Origin of the sequence: Streptomyces sp. ERV7 (genome assembly GCF_001653515.1) — a bacterium.
GTDB lineage: Bacteria > Actinomycetota > Actinomycetes > Streptomycetales > Streptomycetaceae > Streptomyces.
Genome location: NZ_LYOY01000040.1, coordinates 1,248,575 through 1,263,467, shown reverse-complemented (window position 1 = coordinate 1,263,467; position 14,893 = coordinate 1,248,575). Strand labels below are relative to the sequence as shown.

The following is a 14,893-nucleotide window of genomic DNA, read 5'->3' as shown; positions in this document are numbered from 1 at the left end:
GGCGCAAGCGCACCCCGGTGTGGCAAACGACGCACTGCCGAACGGTATGCGCGCCACTACCCTACGAGTCAGTAGCCAGCCGAAAACCCGTGACCAGGCAGGGAGCCGCATCCCGATGTCCGAGCCGGAGCAGCAAGAAGTGACTGACATCCACACGACCGCGGGCAAGCTCGCGGATCTGCAGCGCCGCATCGGGGAGGCGACGCACGCCGGCTCCGAGCGCGCTGTGGAAAAGCAGCACGCCAAGGGCAAGTTGACCGCGCGTGAGCGGGTCGACCTGCTGCTCGACGAGGGGTCCTTCGTCGAGCTCGACGAGTTCGCCCGGCACCGCTCGACCAACTTCGGGATCGAGAAGAACCGCCCCTACGGAGACGGTGTCGTCACCGGCTACGGCACCGTCGACGGGCGCCCGGTCTGCGTCTACTCCCAGGACTTCACCATCTTCGGCGGCTCGCTCGGCGAGGTCTACGGCGAGAAGATCGTCAAGGTCATGGACTTCGCGCTGAAGACCGGCTGCCCGGTCATCGGCATCAACGACGGCGGCGGCGCCCGTATCCAGGAGGGTGTGGTCGCGCTCGGCCTGTTCGCCGAGATCTTCCGCCGCAATGTGCACGCCTCGGGCGTGGTCCCGCAGATCTCGCTGATCGTCGGCCCCTGTGCGGGCGGCGCGGTCTACTCCCCCGCCATCACCGACTTCACGGTGATGGTCGACCAGACCTCGCACATGTTCATCACCGGACCCGATGTCATCAAGACGGTCACCGGCGAGGACGTCGGCTTCGAGGAGCTGGGCGGCGCGCGCACCCACAACACCACCTCGGGCGTGGCGCACCACATGGCGGGCGACGAGAAGGACGCCATCGAGTACGTCAAGTCGCTGCTGTCGTACCTGCCTTCGAACAACCTGAGCGAGGCCCCGGCCTTCCCCGAGGAGGCCGACCTGGAGGTCTCCGACTCCGACCGGGAGCTGGACACGCTCATCCCGGACTCCGCGAACCAGCCGTACGACATGCACACGGCCATCGAGCACGTCCTCGACGACGGCGAGTTCCTGGAGACCCAGGCGCTGTTCGCGCCGAACATCATCACCGGCTTCGGCCGCGTCGAGGGCTTCCCGGTCGGCATCGTCGCCAACCAGCCGATGCAGTTCGCCGGGTGTCTGGACATCAACGCCTCCGAGAAGGCCGCGCGCTTCGTGCGCACCTGCGACGCCTTCAACGTGCCGGTGATCACCTTCGTGGACGTGCCGGGCTTCCTGCCGGGCGTGGACCAGGAGTACGGCGGCATCATCCGGCGCGGCGCCAAGCTGATCTACGCGTACGCCGAGGCGACCGTCCCGCTGATCACGGTCATCACCCGCAAGGCCTTCGGCGGCGCGTACGACGTCATGGGCTCCAAGCACCTGGGCGCCGACCTCAACGTGGCCTGGCCGACCGCGCAGATCGCGGTGATGGGCGCGCAGGGCGCGGTGAACATCCTGCACCGCCGCACCATCGCCGCCGCCGACGACCAGGAAGCCACCCGCGCCCAGCTGATCTCGGAGTACGAGGACACGCTCCTCAACCCGTACATCGCGGCCGAGCGCGGCTACGTGGACGCCGTGATCATGCCGTCCGAAACCCGTGCGCACGTGGTGCGGGGCCTGCGTCAGCTGCGCACGAAGCGGGAAAGCCTTCCTCCGAAGAAGCACGGCAACATCCCCCTCTAGGCCCCGAAGGAGCGGTCATGATCAAGGTCGTACGGGGCAACCCCACTCCGGAGGAGCTGGCCGCCGCACTGGCGGTGGTCCGGGCGCGCGCCGCGGCGACGGCGTCCGTCTCCTCCGGCGCGCCCCTGCCCCCCGAGGACTGGTCCGACCCGGCGCGCATCGCCCGCCACCCGGTCCCCCGGCCCGGTCCGCGCTCCTGGGCGCGCACCTACTGGCCGGCGTAGCCGCCGCACTCGTGAAGGCGTGCCGTGTCCGTACGTACGGATACGGCACGCCTTGAGTACCCGTACTCAGGCGCCCGGCCGGTTGCCGCCGCAGTATCGAAGGCATGCTGTGGTCCGACCCGAAGAACGAGCCGCCGAAGGAACTGCGCGAGGCACAGGCGAAGATGCGCCGCGCGGGCCTGGTGCTGGCGCTGCTCATGATGCTGGCGATGGTCGTCGTCAGCATCCACTGACCCGTCCGTCGCGCCCCTTCACGGGCGTACGCCGTCCGGGTGGCGTCCCGCGCTGTCTACGATGACCCGTATGACTGCCGCCGTACGCCGCCTCGTCCTCGCCTCCGCCTCGCCCGCCCGGCTCGGTCTGCTGCGCCAGGCCGGCCTCGCCCCCGAGGTCATCGTCAGCGGGGTCGACGAGGACGCCCTCACCGCCCCCACTCCCGGCGAGCTCGCCCTGGTCCTGGCCGAGGCCAAGGCCGACGCGGTCGCCGCCCGCCCCGAGGCCTCCGGAGCCCTGCTCATCGGCTGCGACTCGGTCCTGGAGCTGGACGGCGAGGCGCTGGGCAAGCCCGCCGACGCCGAGGAGGCCACGGCCCGCTGGAAGTCCATGCGCGGGCGCTCCGGGGTGCTCCGGACGGGCCACTGCGTGATCGATACGGCGAACGGCCGCCGCGCCTCGGCCACCGCGTCCACCACGGTCCGCTTCGGCGAGCCGAGCGACGCGGAGATCGCCGCGTACGTGGCGAGCGGCGAACCCCTTCACGTGGCGGGCGCGTTCACCCTCGACGGCCGCTCGGCCCCGTTCGTCGACGGCATCGACGGCGACCCCGGCAACGTCATCGGCCTCTCCCTGCCGCTGCTGCGCACCCTGCTCGCGGAGCTGGACATCGCGATCACGGACCTCTGGACGGACCGGTAGGGGATCCTCAGGCGGCGGCCGGCTCCGGCGGGGTCCCGTTGCCCGGCGGGGCCTCGGCGGGCTCCCCGTCCTCCGGCTCCGCGGGCAGGGCGGGCGGCGCGTACATGAGCAGGACGAGCACGACCAGCGCGAGCACCACCATCATGAACGCGAAGGCGGTCCAGCCGATCAGGCCCACCGTCAGCGCGCCCAGCACGCCGTGCACCACCGCGCAGCTGATGAGCAGGATGCGCCCGACCCGGCCGGGGGCCCGGTCGCGTACGCCGGTGAGCAGCAGGATGACGCCGCACACGGCCAGGTAGAAGCCGAAGACGCCGCCCATGGCGTACGTGGTGGTCGACATCGTGTCCGAGTCGACCCCGCCGAGGGACATGTGCTGCCGGTGCACGACGCGCCCGAGGAACCAGTTGACGAGCACGATGCCGACGGCCTCGCCCAGAAGAACGATCGCGGCCACCACGGCCACCGGTCTGCGCGCCACCGCGCACCACCCCCTGCTTACACCCAGCCCCTGTTACCGGTAGTACGTCTGACACCCGAACGCTACTAACGGGTAAACCCCTGGGCAAGGGTCCTGACGAGAGAGGGAGCACGATCTTCCGGCCCGCAAAGAATCATTCCGCCATTCGTAGGGACTCCACAAAGAATGTGAGGGGCCCGCTGGCCTCCAGGACAGAGACCTTGACCACACCAGAACGCTAATGTGCCGGACAGGGACCCGGCGTACCGTGGTGCGACAAGGGATTTCGCGACATGAGCGAGCCGCGGATCACACTCCGTGTGGGCAAGCTCACCACGGGGGACGGGTCGTGGGCCGGTGTACGGCTTCCCTAAACTCAGCTTGTTTTCAAGGAGGGAGCCATCGTGCGCAAGGTGCTCATCGCCAACCGTGGCGAAATCGCGACGGGACCGCGCTCGGCCCGCTCGCGTCCGCCGATCTCGTACGCGTACGCAGCGATCCGCGCCTGGCCCGGGCCGTCCGCAAGGACCGGCGGCGGACCTCGGCGCAGCGCGGGCTGCTCCAGGAGCGGCTGAACCGGTACCCGGTGGATCCGGCGCAGATCGCGCCGACCCGCCTCGGCAACGCGATCCGCCGCTTCGAGGAGTACGGGCAGAACCGCTACTGCCTGGACACCCAGCTCCTGTCGAACGAGCTGAGCGGAGCGGCGCCCGACAAGATCTGCCGCCAGGTCGACCTGGCGCGGACCAGCGTCGACTTCTTCGTGGCGCTGCTCGCCGGGCACCTCGCGGTCGCCGTGGTCGCGCTGGCCACCCTCCCGGCCGCCTCCGCCGACGTGCCGCCGCTGCTGACCACGGCCGGGGTCCTGATCGCCCTGGTGCCGCTCTGGTACCGGGCCGCGGTGGCCGCGACCGACGAGTGGGCGGCGGCCGTACGGGCCCTGGTGAACGCGGGCCGCAAGCCGCTCGCGGAGTCGCTGGGGCTCGTCCTGCCCAAGGAACTGGCCGAGGAGCGGCGGATGTGGACCCTGGTGTCGCGGTTCTCCCGTATCCCCTTCCACGAGCGGGCCTCCGCACTGGACCGGTACCGGGCCGCCCCCTGAGCGCGCGCTTCGGGCATCCTTGGGGTATGACGACGAGGCCCATGCGTGCCGACGCGCGCCGCAACTACGAGCGGCTCCTGGGCGTGGCGAGGAGCGCGTTCGCGGAGCACGGGACGGACGCCTCGCTCGAAGACGTGGCCAAGCGCGCGGGCGTCGGGATCGGCACCCTCTACCGGCACTTCCCGAACCGGCACGCGCTGATGAGCGCGATCTTCCAGGGCGAGGTGGACGTACTCCTCGCACGCTCCCGGGAGTTGCTCGACGCCGAACAGCCGTGCACGGCGCTCGTGGAGTGGCTGCGCGCCATCATCACTCATACGGGTGAGTATCGCGGGGTGGCCCGCGCCCTCATGTCCGCGTCGCACGACGACAGTTCGGCGCTGGCGCAGTGCAGCACACCGATGCGGGAGGCGGGCAGCGCCCTGCTGGAACGGGCCCAGCTGGCCGGTTCCGTAAGGGTCGATGTGACGATCGGCGATCTGATGCAGCTCACCAACGCCATCGCCCTGGCAGCCGAACAGGCGCCGGACGACCCGGAGTTGGCCGACCGGCTGCTCGCCCTGACCTTGCGGGGGCTGAAGCCGTGACCGAGGCCGTGCGGGGCCCCGAACACGGCGGCGACGCCCGCGAAGGCCCCGTCCGCGCCTGGCCGGATACCGTCTAGCGGCGACGCAGATCGGCCACTCTCGCCCGCTCCCCGGGTCCCTGCTGGTCACCCAGCGGGGCCGCGCTGCGCAACTGTGGCCCCGCGCCCGGCACATGGCTGCGGCGCTGGCCGGGGACCGGCACGTCCCGGCGGGGCTGGCGGCCCGGCGGGACGCCCTCACCGCCGGCCCCGGTCCCGGCCACCGTGATCTGCACGCCCTGGTCGGCCAGGGCCTGGAGCTCGGTACCGGCCCGGTCGTCGTGGCCGGGGGGCTCGTCGGTGACCAGGCGGGTGATCACGTCCGTCGGCACCGTCTGGAACATGGTGTCGGTGCCGAGCTTGGTGTGGTCCGCGAGGACCACCACCTCGGCGGCGGCCTGGACCAGGGCCCGGTCCACGCTCGCCGAGAGCATGTTGGACGTGGACAGACCGCGCTCGGCGGTCAGCCCGCTCCCGGAGAGGAAGGCCCGCGAGACCCGCAGCCCCTGGAGGGACTGCTCGGCCCCGCTGCCCACCAGGGCGTAGTTGGAGCCGCGCAGGGTGCCCCCGGTCATGACGACCTCCACGCGGTTGGCGTGGGCCAGCGCCTGGGCGACGAGGAGCGAGTTGGTGACGACCGTGAGGCCGGGGACGCGGGCGAGCCGGCGGGCCAGCTCCTGCGTGGTCGTCCCCGCGCCGACCACGATGGCCTCGCCCTCTTCGACGAGGCCCGCGGCGAGGTCGGCGATGGCCGTCTTCTCCGCGGTCGCGAGATGGGATTTCTGCGGGAAGCCGGACTCTCGCGTGAACCCGCCCGGCAGTACCGCACCGCCGTGCCGGCGGTCGAGGAGTCCTTCCGCCTCCAGCGCCCGCACGTCCCGCCGTACGGTCACTTCGGAGGTCTGGACGACGCGGGCGAGCTCCCGGAGCGAAACCGCCCCGTTGGCCCGCACCATTTCGAGGATCAATTGGCGACGTTCTGCAGCGAACACGAAACTGACAGTAACCTGAGCGGCCGATTGTTTTCAGCAGTTTGCGCCGAATAACAGAAGGTGTGCACAGAGGTGTCCACGAAGTGGTATAGGCGCCCTCCCGGGCGCCTTGTCCCGCGCCGCGACCGCTCCCGCGCGCCGGTTTACGCCTCTCCGGCCTTCTTGCGCGTGTGCAGCTGCCGCGCCACCTCGGCGATCGAACCCGACAGGGACGGGTAGACCGTGAACGCGTTCGCGATCTGCTCGACGGTCAGGTTGTTGTCGACCGCGATCGAGATGGGGTGGATCAGCTCCGAGGCGCGCGGCGAGACGACCACGCCGCCGACCACGATCCCGGTGCCGGGGCGGCAGAAGATCTTCACGAAGCCGTCCCGGATGCCCTGCATCTTGGCGCGCGGGTTGCGCAGCAGCGGCAGCTTGACGACCCGGGCCTCGATCTTGCCCGCGTCGACGTCGGCCTGCGAGTAGCCGACCGTGGCGATCTCCGGGTCGGTGAAGACGTTCGAGGAGACCGTCTTGAGGTTGAGCGGCTGCACCGCGTCGCCCAGGAAGTGGTACATCGCGATCCGGCCCTGCATGGCCGCGACCGAGGCGAGCGCGAAGATCCCGGTGACGTCACCGGCCGCGTACACGCCGGGCGTGGACGTGCGCGAGACCTTGTCGGTCCAGATGTGACCGGACTCCAGGAGCTTGACCCCGGACTCCTCCAGGTTCATCCCGGCGGTGTTGGGGATCGCGCCGACCGCCATCAGGCAGTGCGTACCGCTGATGACGCGGCCGTCCGAGAGCGTGACCTCGACCCGGTCGCCGACGCGCTTGGCGGACTGGGCGCGGGAGCGGGCCATGACGTTCATGCCGCGGCGGCGGAAGACGTCCTCCAGGACGGCGGCCGCGTCCGGGTCCTCGCCGGGCAGCACCCGGTCGCGGGACGAGACCAGGGTGACCTTGGAGCCGAGCGCCTGGTACGCGCCGGCGAACTCGGCACCGGTCACACCGGAGCCGACCACGATCAGCTCTTCGGGCAGCTCGTCCAGGTCGTACACCTGGGTCCAGTTCAGGATCCGCTCGCCGTCCGGCAGCGCGTCCGGGATCTCGCGCGGGTGCCCGCCGGTGGCGATCAGCACGGCGTCGGCGGTGAGGATCTCCTCGCTGCCGTCGGCGGCCGTGACGATGACGTCCCGGGTGCCGTCGATGCCCTGCGGGCCGCCGAGCTTGCCCCGCCCGCGCAGCACCCGGGCGCCGGCCCGGGTCACCGAGGCGGTGATGTCGTGCGACTGGGCCAGCGCGAGGCGCTTGACGCGTCGGTTGACCTTGCCGAGGTCCACACCGACCACCCGGGCGGACTGCTCCTCGGGCGGCGTGTCGTCGGCGACCAGGATGCCCAACTCCTCGTACGAAGAGTCGAAGGTGGTCATCACCTCGGCCGTCGCGATCAGAGTCTTCGACGGCACGCAGTCGGTCAGCACCGACGCCCCGCCCAGACCGTCGCAGTCGACGACGGTCACCTCCGCGCCGAGTTGGGCGCCCACCAGGGCCGCCTCGTATCCGCCGGGTCCGCCACCGATGATCACGATCCGGGTCACGAAAAAGTCCGCCTCGCATTGTGGAATGCAGTACGTAGCTCATTGTCCCGCACGCTTCAAGATGCTTCGCCCCCCGGGGCGCCATCCGGCTGTCACACCCGTGTGCCATTCTCGCGCGGGCACCCGTGGGCCGCTGTCGTACCCTCGACACCATGTCGCTCTACGCCGCGTACGCCGGCAACATGGATCCGCGGCTGATGACGCGCCGCGCCCCGCACTCCCCGCTGCGCGGCACCGGCTGGCTCAACGGCTGGCGGCTGACCTTCGGCGGGGAGCAGATGGGCTGGGAGGGCGCCCTCGCCACGATCGTGGAGGCGCCGCGCTCCCAGGTGTTCGTCGCGCTGTACGACATCGCCCCGCTCGACGAGGACTCGATGGACCGCTGGGAAGGCGTCGGCCTCGACATCTACCGCCGGATGCGGGTGCGGGTGGACACGCTGGACGGGGAGGAGCCGGCGTGGATCTACGTCCTGAACGCGTACGAGGGCGGACTCCCGTCCGCGCGCTACCTGGGCGAACTGGCCGACGCGGCGGAGTCGGCGGGCGCGCCTCACGACTACGTCATGGAGCTCAGGAAGCGCCCCTGCTGACCCCTTCGCATGCGGACCGTGCCGGGTTGCCCGCGCCCCTTTTTCGCCGTGAGGTCATCTGCGGGCCGGTGGAGGGCCGGCCCGCGGACAAACCCCCGGTACCCCCACTCGTCGGAAACGACAAGACAACGATCCCACCCTTGTGCGCCAGTCATCTACGCGCGTAGGAAGACAGCGGTTACCCTCGTCGTCGTGAACGCATCTGTTATTCCGGACAACATCCAGGGCGACCCCCACGCCGCCGCCGACGCCGCCGCCGCGCGCCTGCGCGAGCTGACCGGCGCCGAGACCCACGACGTCGCCCTCGTGATGGGCTCCGGCTGGGCGCCGGCCGTCGACGCGCTCGGTGAGCCCGAGGCCGAGTTCCCGGTCACCGAGCTGCCCGGCTTCCCGCCGCCCGCCGTCGAGGGCCACGGCGGCAAGGTCCGCTCGTACAAGATCGGTGAGAAGCGCGCGCTGGTCTTCCTGGGCCGTACGCACTTCTACGAGAAGCGTGACGTCACCGCCGTCTCGCACGGCGTGCGCACCGCCGTCGCCGCCGGCTGCAAGACCGTCGTCCTCACCAACGGCTGCGGCGGTCTGCGCGAGGGCATGCGCCCGGGCCAGCCCGTCCTGATCAGCGACCACCTCAACCTCACGGCCGCGTCCCCGATCATCGGCGCCAACTTCGTGGACCTCACCGACCTGTACTCGCCGCGCCTGCGCGCGCTGTGCAAGGAGGTCGACTCGTCGCTGGAAGAGGGCGTGTACGTCCAGTTCCCCGGCCCGCACTACGAGACCCCGGCCGAGATCAACATGGTCCGCGTGCTCGGTGGCGACCTCGTCGGCATGTCGACCGTCCTGGAGGCCATCGCGGCCCGCGAGGCCGGCGCCGAGGTGCTGGGCATCTCGCTGGTCACCAACCTGGCCGCGGGCCTGACCGGCGAGCCCCTCAACCACGAAGAGGTGCTCCAGGCCGGCCGTGACTCGGCGGCGCGCATGGGCTCGCTGCTGACCCGGGTACTCGACCGCATCTGACCCTGATCCGTACCGGAAGGGATTTCGACGTGACGCAGGACCTGATCGCGCGGGCCAAGGCCTGGCTGGCCGAGGACCCGGACGGCGAGACGCGCGAGGAGCTGGCCAAGCTCATCGACAACGAGGAGCTCGACGAGCTGGCCGACCGGTTCGGCGGCACGCTCCAGTTCGGCACCGCCGGGCTGCGCGGCGAGCTGGGCGCCGGGCCGATGCGGATGAACCGCTCGGTCGTCATCCGCGCCGCCGCCGGGCTCGCCGCGTACCTGAAGGCGAAGGGCCAGGGCGACGGCCTGGTCGTCGTCGGGTACGACGCGCGCTACAAGTCGGCCGACTTCGCGCGCGACACGGCCGCCGTGATGACCGGCGCGGGCCTCAGGGCCGTCGTGCTGCCGCGCCCGCTGCCGACGCCCGTCCTGGCGTACGCGATAAGGCACCTGGGCGCCGTCGCCGGCGTCGAGGTCACCGCCAGCCACAACCCGCCGCGCGACAACGGCTACAAGGTCTACCTCGGCGACGGCTCGCAGATCGTGCCGCCCGCCGACGCCGAGATCGCCGCCGAGATCGCCGCGGTCGCCTCGCTCGCCGACGTCCCGCGGCCTGAGTGGGGGTCCCCCCGCTCGAGCGAAGCCGAGAGTGGGGGAGGATGGGAGACGCTGGGCGAGGAGGTCCTGGAGGCCTATCTGGCGCGTACGGACACGGTGCTGACCCCCGGGTCCCCGCGCACCGCCCGCGTCGTCTACACGGCCATGCACGGCGTCGGCAAGGACGTCCTGACGGCGGCCTTCGCCCGGGCGGGCTTCCCGCCGCCGGCGCTGGTGGCCGAGCAGGCCGAACCGGATCCGGCGTTCCCGACGGTGGCGTTCCCCAACCCGGAGGAGCCGGGCGCGATGGACCTCGCCTTCGAGGCCGCGCGCGCCGTCGCCCCGGACATCGTCATCGCCAACGACCCGGACGCGGACCGCTGCGCGGTCGCCGTGCCGGACGCGTCGGTGGAGGGCGGCTGGCGGATGCTGCGCGGCGACGAGGTCGGCTCGCTGCTCGCCCAGCACCTGGTCGACCGGGGCGTGAGCGGCGTCTTCGCCGAGTCCATCGTCTCGTCCTCGCTGCTCGGCCGGATCGCCGAGGCGGCCGGTCTCGGCTACGAGGAGACGCTGACCGGCTTCAAGTGGATCGCCCGCGTGGACGGTCTGCGGTACGGCTACGAGGAGGCGCTGGGCTACTGCGTCGACCCCGACGGCGTACGCGACAAGGACGGCATCACCGCCGCCCTGCTCGTCGCGGAGCTCGCGTCCGTCCTGAAGGAGCAGGGGCGCACGCTCCAGGACCTGCTGGACGACCTGGCCGTCCGGCACGGGCTGCACGCCACCGACCAGCTGTCGGTGCGGGTGGAGGACCTGACCGTCATCTCCGACGCGATGCGGCGACTGCGCGAGAAGACGCCGGCCTCGCTGGCGGGCCTGGCGGTCACCAAGGCCGAGGACCTCACCGAGGGCACCGGGGAACTGCCGCCGACCGACGGTCTGCGCTACTACCTCGAAGGCGCCCGAGTGATCGTCCGCCCCAGCGGCACCGAGCCGAAGCTCAAGTGCTACCTGGAGGTGGTGGTCCCGGTGGCGTCCGCCGAGGCGCTGGACGAGGCCCGTGCCAAGGCGACGGAGCTGCTGACCGGCATCAAGCGGGACCTGGCGGCAGCGGCGGGCATCTGAGCGCCTGACGTCTTCCCCGCGCCCGCGAGTACCCGGGGGCGCGGGGAACCGCGCCAGGAACCCGTACGGCCCGCGGCCCGACGACGGCACGGCACCCCACCGCCCCACCCGCCTTCCCGCCCGGCGAAGGGCCCCGTACGAGTGAATCCCGTACGGCGACCGGCGCAGCGGCCCCGGCCCTTCCGGATCATCCGAGAAAAGGTGGCCCGGAACCGCCCGCCGAGCCCAGGAGCACCGCCGTGCCCCCGACCGTCTCACCGGCGGCCCCTACGCCCAGCCGTACGGGCCGCCGCCGCGTCCCCGCGGCCCGCGGCCCCCGGGGGCGGGGCGGCGGGGACGGTCCGCGTCTCATCGGGGCCACGGCCCGGGCGGCGTTCGCCCGGGCCGCGCCCGCTCTCCTGGGCCATCTCGCGGTACGGCTGCTCGGCCTCGCGGTCCTCGCCCGCTGGGCGCACCTCCAGCACCACGGCGTGTGGACGACGCTCGCCACCTCGTGGGACTCGGTCTGGTACCTGGGCATCGCCGACCACGGCTACGACCACGAGCTCGGCACCCGGCCCTACCACAACAACCTGGCGTTCTTCCCGCTCTACCCGGCCGTGGTCAAGGCGGTCGCGGCCGTCACGCCCGGCTCGCGCGCGAGCGTGGGCCTGGTGGTGGCGGTGCTCTGCTCGTCGGCCGCGGCCTGGGGGGTCTTCGCGGTCGGGGACCGGCTGTACGGACGGCGCGCCGGGACCGTCCTGACCGTCCTGTGGGGCGCGCTGCCGGTGGCCGTCGTGCAGTGGATGGGCTACACCGAATCCCTCTTCACGGCGCTCGCCGCGTGGTCGCTGTACTGCGTCCTGACGGGCCGCTGGGTGGCGGCCGGGGCGCTGGCCTCGCTGGCGGGACTGACCCGGCCGACGGGCATCGCGGTCGCGGCGGCCGTCGTGGCGGCGGCCCTGGCCGCGCTGTGGCGCGGCGGCCCGGCGCGGGACCCGCTCACCGGGGCGCTCCTCGCCCCCCTGGGCTGGTTCGGCTTCGTCGCCTGGGTCGGGGCCCGGCTGGGCCGCTGGGACGGCTACTTCGCGGTCCAGCGGCTGTGGAAGAACGAGTGGGACGGCGGCGCCGACACCCTGCGCGAGCTGCGCGCCCTGCTGGTCTACGACCGCTCGCCCGCGCTGTTCCTGGTGGTCGTCTCGCTGGTCCTGATCCTGACGGGCTTCCTGTTCCTGCTCTGCCTCGCGGACCGCCAGCCACCGGCGCTGCTGATCTTCTCGGGAGTACTGCTCCTGGTGGTCCTGGGCAGCGGCGGCGTCTACTTCCCCAGAGCCCGCTTCCTCCTCCCCGGCTTCCCCCTCCTCCTCCCCCTGGCAGTGGCCCTGTCCCGGGCAAGACGCCATGTGGCGGTACTGCTGCTGGGCGCGGCAGCACTGTCATCGGCGTGGCTGGGCGCGTACATGCTCCTGGTCTGGCCGGGCGCCCCGTGACGGCTGCTTTCAGGGGCGGGGAACCGCGCGAGCAACCCACCGCCGGCCCGCACCCGAAAGCGCGACCCGCACCGGTTCACGCCACCGCGAGCAGCACCGCGAGCAGCACAGCCCCCGCCGCCGCGGGCGCGATGACCTCATAGGCCCACCGCACACTCGGCGCACCCTGCGCCCCCTCGCGCCCCGCGTTCCGCTCCGCGAGCTCCCGCAGCTCACGAATGGTGCGGTCCGCGGACGCGAGCCGAGACTTCTCGTCGGCCCCGGCGGTGGCCGACGTACGCCCGTACGGATCGGACGCCGCGTCCCGCACCTGCGCCCGCGCGGCCCGCTTGCGCTGCCGCAGCGACACGGGGATCGACCACAGCTGGTACTTCGTCCCGCTCTGGTCGAACACCTCGCTGGAGTACCCGGCCCGTACGTCCGCGACCGCCGCCCACGGCAGCGTGATCGTCCGGAACGGGTTGCGCACCCGCATCCGGTCGTCGTTGGCGAACACGGCCGGCCGGACGGTGAACGCGAAGACCAGCGGCACGGCACAGATCAGCCCGGCCAGCGCCAGCCAGGGCGCGCTGCCGTGCCCGCTCACGATCGCGTCGCCGGCGAGCCACAGCCCGAGCGCGAGCAGCAGCGCGCCTCCGGCGATACCGCCGGGTGACCGGTAGACGCGGTCGGCGTAGGTGGGCTCGGCGGGCGGCGTGGGGCTCGTCATGGGGCCGATTGTGCACTACGTGTTCGAGCGGGGCCGAGAGAGGGCGCGGACGCGCCCGGCCGACCGCCCCGGAACACGCGTGAGGGGGTGCCGCCACAGGCGTGGCGGCACCCCCGGGTCAGCGACGGACGTCAGCCGCGGGCACCCGCCCGGCGCCGCATCGCGACGAACCCGAGCCCGGCCAGGCCCACGGACGCGAGGCCCGCGCCGCCCGCGACGAGCGCGGTGTTGCCGTCCTTGCCCTCCTCGACCTCGGCACCGGCCGCGACGGCGCCCTTGGGCACGATCCGCGTGCCGGCGGTGACGGTCTGGGCGCCGACGCCGGTACCGGCGGTCTTCGAGGTGCCCGTGGTGACCGCGCAGCCCCGGCCGGCCGGCTTCTGCGGGAACTTGACGGCGGCCCAGGCGCTCTTGCCGCCGTGCACGCGCATCCGGAACGTCGGCCCGCTCGGCAGGTCCCGCACCTGGGCGCCGTCCAGCAGGCCGTACATGTCGCCGGTGGAGAGGCGGTCGTAGACCGAGCCGTCGTTCACGTTCAGTACCTCGGCGACGGCGCCCCCGGGGCCGTTGGACAGCCGCAGGCTCAGCCCCTTGAAGGGGGTGCCGCTGGTGCGGAAGGCCGTGCAGCCCTTGGTGGAGTCGACCTCGCCGTCGAAGCCGCCCGCCGGGTTGAGCCAGGAGCCCACCTTGCCGCCGGTGTTCACGCCGACCCACATGCCGCCGACCTGCGCGCCGCGCTCGACGCCCTGCCGGTTCGGGCCGCCGACCGAGAGGGAGCCGCGCTGCTTGCCGTCCTTGGCGCCGAGCTCCAGGACGTACCAGCCCGTGCCCCTCTTCCACAGCTCGCCGTACGTGCCGTCGGCCAGCTTGCGCTTGCCGAGGTCCGTGCCGACCGGGGTCTCGGGGCCCTGGCCGTCGCTGCCGTGGTCCTGGACGGAGGTGACGTCGCCGCGGAAGTCCAGGGTCACCTGGATGCCGTTGAAGACCTTGGTGTCCTTGAGCGCGTAGCCGCCGCCCGCCTTGAGGTGGCCGATCTCCTCGTTGTCCTTGCCCTTGAGGACGGTGGCCCCGTAGTAGACGTGCCGGCTGCCGTAGCGGTAGACCATGGCGGTCAGGCCGCCCTTGAGCGGGACGGTGGACACCAGCACGCCGTCCACGTCGTTCTTGCGCTCGGGGAGCATGATCGTCCGGCTCTCGCCCGCGCCGTCGAGCTTGAGGAGCGGCACATCGCCGTCCAGGTTCCGCAGGCTCAGCCGCAGCCCGTCGACCGTGGCGCTCGTCGTGTCCCGGTCCAGCTTCGCCATGAGGCGGCCCATGTAGTCGTCACCGCGCTGCCAGTTCGGGTTCACCGCGCGGATCCACGCCTCGGGGCCGCCGTCGGAGACACGGTTGCGCAGTACCGCGACATAGCCCTTGGCGAGGTAGACGGGGTAGCCGGAGTAACGGGTCTCGGTGGTCTTGGCGGCGGCCGACTTCGGGACGGAAGGCGCGGCGAGCGCGGTGGTCGCGGTGACGACCGGGGTGAGGGCGACACCGGCGACGACCGCGGTGGCGAGGGCGGTGCGGAGGACGTGACGCATGACGACTCCCAGGGAGACAGGTGATCGGGGAAGGGAAGAGCCGCATGCCGCTGTGTTCTCGTCCGAGTGGGGCGGTTGAGCTTTCGGCGGGCTGCGTCAGCAAATCTAATGATCTTGTTCATCGGAGCCGTCCGCTCCCTGTCACAGCGGCGTGACAGGCGACCGGAAGCCCTCGTTCCGAAGCAGCCCTGGTCAGCGGGGCTGTACAGGACG

16 protein-coding genes are annotated in these 14,893 nt (G+C 72.1%); 11 read left to right on the top strand and 5 right to left on the bottom strand.

Going from position 1 to position 14,893, the window contains the following annotated elements:
- The first annotated feature begins 115 nt into the window (after positions 1-115).
- The 4 genes from A8W25_RS20335 to A8W25_RS20325 all read left to right on the top strand — a co-directional run bounded on the left by A8W25_RS20335 (position 116) and on the right by A8W25_RS20325 (position 2,847).
- Positions 116-1,708 carry an acyl-CoA carboxylase subunit beta gene (locus A8W25_RS20335; protein ID WP_067163420.1) on the top strand — a complete coding sequence of 531 codons (1,593 nt, stop codon included), beginning with the start codon at positions 116-118 and terminating at the stop codon, positions 1,706-1,708.
- Between the two features lie 17 nt (positions 1,709-1,725).
- The gene (locus tag A8W25_RS20330) at positions 1,726-1,932 is read left to right on the top strand and encodes an acyl-CoA carboxylase epsilon subunit (RefSeq protein WP_067163418.1); all 207 of its coding nucleotides are present in this window, start codon (positions 1,726-1,728) and stop codon (positions 1,930-1,932) included.
- Between the two features lie 104 nt (positions 1,933-2,036).
- Positions 2,037-2,165 (top strand): morphogenic membrane protein MmpB, encoded by a 129-nt coding sequence (gene mmpB, locus A8W25_RS35460; RefSeq protein WP_267890382.1) that lies wholly within the window; start codon positions 2,037-2,039, stop codon positions 2,163-2,165.
- A 70-nt stretch (positions 2,166-2,235) separates the two neighbouring features.
- Positions 2,236-2,847: a Maf family protein gene (locus tag A8W25_RS20325; RefSeq protein ID WP_107470733.1), complete on the top strand. Its 612-nt coding sequence runs from the start codon at positions 2,236-2,238 to the stop codon at positions 2,845-2,847.
- A 7-nt stretch (positions 2,848-2,854) separates the two neighbouring features.
- On the opposite strand, the gene A8W25_RS20320 is transcribed toward A8W25_RS20325, so the two are convergent.
- Entirely contained in the window at positions 2,855-3,328 is a 474-nt protein-coding gene (locus A8W25_RS20320; protein ID WP_067163415.1) for a hypothetical protein, read from the bottom strand.
- A 383-nt stretch (positions 3,329-3,711) separates the two neighbouring features.
- Between A8W25_RS20320 and A8W25_RS34070 the strand changes: the two genes are divergently transcribed.
- Genes A8W25_RS34070 through A8W25_RS20310 form a run of 3 tightly spaced genes read left to right on the top strand, consistent with a single transcriptional unit; the run spans position 3,712 to position 4,996 of the window.
- Positions 3,712-3,882, top strand: coding sequence for a hypothetical protein (locus tag A8W25_RS34070; protein ID WP_158942627.1), 171 nt, complete (start codon positions 3,712-3,714; stop codon positions 3,880-3,882).
- An 11-nt stretch (positions 3,883-3,893) separates the two neighbouring features.
- Positions 3,894-4,409: a hypothetical protein gene (locus A8W25_RS20315; protein WP_067163413.1), complete on the top strand. Its 516-nt coding sequence runs from the start codon at positions 3,894-3,896 to the stop codon at positions 4,407-4,409.
- Between the two features lie 26 nt (positions 4,410-4,435).
- Positions 4,436-4,996, top strand: coding sequence for a TetR/AcrR family transcriptional regulator (locus A8W25_RS20310; protein ID WP_234386506.1), 561 nt, complete (start codon positions 4,436-4,438; stop codon positions 4,994-4,996).
- Between the two features lie 73 nt (positions 4,997-5,069).
- Here A8W25_RS20310 and A8W25_RS20305 read toward each other — a convergent pair whose 3' ends face one another.
- Both A8W25_RS20305 and A8W25_RS20300 read right to left on the bottom strand, forming a co-directional pair.
- A complete protein-coding gene (locus tag A8W25_RS20305) occupies positions 5,070-6,026 on the bottom strand; it encodes a DeoR/GlpR family DNA-binding transcription regulator (RefSeq protein WP_079126197.1) in 957 nt (318 codons plus the stop codon).
- A 143-nt stretch (positions 6,027-6,169) separates the two neighbouring features.
- Positions 6,170-7,609: an NAD(P)H-quinone dehydrogenase gene (locus A8W25_RS20300; RefSeq protein ID WP_067163407.1), complete on the bottom strand. Its 1,440-nt coding sequence runs from the start codon at positions 7,607-7,609 to the stop codon at positions 6,170-6,172.
- Positions 7,610-7,761: 152 nt separating this feature from the next.
- Here A8W25_RS20300 and A8W25_RS20295 point away from each other — a divergent pair, with 152 nt between their 5' ends.
- The 4 genes from A8W25_RS20295 to A8W25_RS20280 all read left to right on the top strand — a co-directional run bounded on the left by A8W25_RS20295 (position 7,762) and on the right by A8W25_RS20280 (position 12,391).
- On the top strand, positions 7,762-8,199 hold the full coding sequence (locus tag A8W25_RS20295) for a gamma-glutamylcyclotransferase (RefSeq protein WP_067163405.1): 438 nt from the start codon (positions 7,762-7,764) through the stop codon (positions 8,197-8,199).
- Between the two features lie 192 nt (positions 8,200-8,391).
- Positions 8,392-9,216: a purine-nucleoside phosphorylase gene (locus tag A8W25_RS20290; protein ID WP_067163404.1), complete on the top strand. Its 825-nt coding sequence runs from the start codon at positions 8,392-8,394 to the stop codon at positions 9,214-9,216.
- A 29-nt stretch (positions 9,217-9,245) separates the two neighbouring features.
- Positions 9,246-10,922, top strand: a complete 1,677-nt coding sequence (locus A8W25_RS20285) for a phospho-sugar mutase (protein ID WP_067163402.1) — start codon at positions 9,246-9,248, stop codon at positions 10,920-10,922.
- Between the two features lie 239 nt (positions 10,923-11,161).
- Positions 11,162-12,391 (top strand): glycosyltransferase family 39 protein, encoded by a 1,230-nt coding sequence (locus tag A8W25_RS20280; RefSeq protein ID WP_067163400.1) that lies wholly within the window; start codon positions 11,162-11,164, stop codon positions 12,389-12,391.
- A gap of 76 nt (positions 12,392-12,467) precedes the next feature.
- Here the strand turns inward: A8W25_RS20280 and A8W25_RS20275 are convergent, their stop codons facing one another.
- Positions 12,468-13,100, bottom strand: coding sequence for a PH domain-containing protein (locus A8W25_RS20275; protein ID WP_067163398.1), 633 nt, complete (start codon positions 13,098-13,100; stop codon positions 12,468-12,470).
- Positions 13,101-13,231: 131 nt separating this feature from the next.
- Positions 13,232-14,680, bottom strand: coding sequence for a hypothetical protein (locus A8W25_RS20270; protein ID WP_067163396.1), 1,449 nt, complete (start codon positions 14,678-14,680; stop codon positions 13,232-13,234).
- Between the last annotated feature and the right edge of the window lie 213 nt (positions 14,681-14,893).

Excerpts from the sequence above, each read along its gene's own strand:
- A8W25_RS20335 (WP_067163420.1), top strand. The coding sequence starts at position 116 with ATGTCCGAGCCGGAGCAGCAAGAAGTGACTGACATCCACACGACCGCG.
- A8W25_RS20330 (WP_067163418.1), top strand. The coding sequence starts at position 1,726 with ATGATCAAGGTCGTACGGGGCAACCCCACTCCGGAGGAGCTGGCCGCC.
- mmpB (WP_267890382.1), top strand. The coding sequence starts at position 2,037 with ATGCTGTGGTCCGACCCGAAGAACGAGCCGCCGAAGGAACTGCGCGAG.
- A8W25_RS20325 (WP_107470733.1), top strand. The coding sequence starts at position 2,236 with ATGACTGCCGCCGTACGCCGCCTCGTCCTCGCCTCCGCCTCGCCCGCC.
- A8W25_RS20310 (WP_234386506.1), top strand. The coding sequence starts at position 4,436 with ATGACGACGAGGCCCATGCGTGCCGACGCGCGCCGCAACTACGAGCGG.
- A8W25_RS20295 (WP_067163405.1), top strand. The coding sequence starts at position 7,762 with ATGTCGCTCTACGCCGCGTACGCCGGCAACATGGATCCGCGGCTGATG.
- A8W25_RS20275 (WP_067163398.1), bottom strand. The coding sequence starts at position 13,100 with ATGACGAGCCCCACGCCGCCCGCCGAGCCCACCTACGCCGACCGCGTC.
- A8W25_RS20270 (WP_067163396.1), bottom strand. The coding sequence starts at position 14,680 with ATGCGTCACGTCCTCCGCACCGCCCTCGCCACCGCGGTCGTCGCCGGT.